Here is a 1,872-nt window from a genome sequence, read left to right on the forward strand (position 1 = left end):
AAGGAGACCGATGCCCGATGCTATGCCTACACGACACCATACACGACGATGATCCCGCTGTGCAACGTTTGCTGAGCGCCGTCGAAGACGCCCACTCCCTGACCGCGTTAATCCTGGCAGCGTGGCAGGTAGCCCGCGTGCTCACCATGCACCTCGTCGAAGCCGTGTTGGCCGAACGGCGCCAGCATCCGGCACGATGGCCCCGCGGCCCGCAGTGTGGGGCGGGCTTGCGCAGTAAAGGCTTTGCAAAGCGCCAGATCACCAGCCTCTTTGGGCCAATCCAATGGCGGCGACGGGTCGGACGGTGTCCCCACGGGTGTGAGACGCCCCAGGTGGTCCCCTTGGATGAGGCCCTGGGCATACAGCCGCATCAGCGGAGCAGTGGGGAGTTCCAGGCTCTGGGCTGTGCCTTGGCGGTCTTTGTGCCGTTTGCGACTGCAGCCCGCTTGCTGGGCTGGTACAGTGGGAGCATTGTCAGTCCACAGGCGGTGTGGGGATGGGTGCAAGCGGCGGGTCAACAAGCGATGGAGACACTCCAGCAGCACTTGCATGCGCTCGCGCAAGGCGCCCTGCCTGCGCCGGAGGCGCTGGCGGCCGAGTTGGCCGCTGCCCCCTTGGTCTTAGGCGCCGATGGGGTGATGGTCCCGTTTCGCCCGCCGGGTGGCCAGCCGACCGGGAAGACACGATGGCACGAAGTCAAAGTAGGGGTGTTGGCCCGCTTGGGCCAGCCTCGCACGCGCACCGGCAAGGTCATCACCCGGCTTCGCCAGCGGCGGCTGGTGGCGGTCTTGGGGGATATCGAGGCGCTCAAGCCGCGTTTGTGGCTGGAAGCTGTGCGCCAGGGCCTCAGCACGGCCCCCCAGGTGGTCTGGCTTAGTGATGGCGCACGAGGCTTATGGCGGCTGTATGAGGAGCAGTTGGCGGCCGTTGCCGTGGGCATCCTGGACTTTTACCACGCTGTGCAGTACCTGTGGAAGGGGGCGGCGGCCTGGCGGGACGGCCGCCCCACCCGGGCGCGTCGGTGGTTTGGCTGGGCACGGCACCGGTTGCGGCATGGCCAGCCAGACGGGGGCTTGGCCGACTTGGTCGAGGCCTTGGCGGTCGAGGGCTTGCCTGACTCCGCACGGGATACGTTGACGGCGTTGTATGCGTACTTGGAGAGGCCCCGGGATCATATCGACTATGCGCAGTACAAAGACCTGGGCTGGCCGATGGGGAGTGGAATGGTCGAGAGTGCGTGTAAGTGGCTCATCCAACAGCGCTGCAAGGGCGTGGGAATGCGCTGGCGTGAGGACGGATTTAACCATCTGTTGCACCTCAGACTCGCCTGGGTCAACGGCTCGTTTGAGACGTTGTTTCAGGTACAGCTCCAACCATCCCCCAACACGTAACTACGCCCGAATAACTCTCTGCTATGCTCGATTCTCCTTCCGATACCCTCCTTGATCACGGGCGAAGACGTTCAGACTAATCAAGTCAGAGATAAAGATCTCTTCTTCATGACTGAGACCCTCAGGGTTTCTGTGCACACATGCACACTTCCCTCTGTTACGTCCCGATTCTATCCGAAAGCAACTATGGTCCCAGTCGGCTCCCTCAACTGACGCACACGACGTACTGTGAGTCGGCTCACAGGAGGGCGAGGTGTAGATATGAAAGACGAAAGCCATAATTGCTGTACCTCCTTCGGCAGGCCTTATACGACGCCCTCCCTCAGGGGCTCAGGGAGCCATTAATCAAATTGCAGTCGATCACGCACCTCTTCCAATCGTTTTTGCTGCTCCTCCCTGATGTGACAAAATCGTGCAACTTGCTCTTCTTGCTGGGCCACTGACAATTGAAACTTTTCGTTGGCATGCTTTACAGCCTCTT

1 protein-coding gene is annotated in these 1,872 nt (G+C 61.5%); it reads left to right on the forward strand.

The window, feature by feature from the left end:
- Positions 1-17 precede the first annotated feature (17 nt).
- Positions 18-1,391: an ISKra4 family transposase gene (locus tag VJ369_RS05030; protein ID WP_324091026.1), complete on the forward strand. Its 1,374-nt coding sequence runs from the start codon at positions 18-20 to the stop codon at positions 1,389-1,391.
- The last annotated feature ends 481 nt before the right edge of the window (positions 1,392-1,872 follow it).

The organism is Glutamicibacter sp. (genome assembly GCF_035257265.1).
GTDB lineage: Bacteria > Actinomycetota > Actinomycetes > Actinomycetales > Micrococcaceae > Glutamicibacter.

Excerpts from the sequence above, each read along its gene's own strand:
- VJ369_RS05030 (WP_324091026.1), top strand. The coding sequence starts at position 18 with ATGCTATGCCTACACGACACCATACACGACGATGATCCCGCTGTGCAA.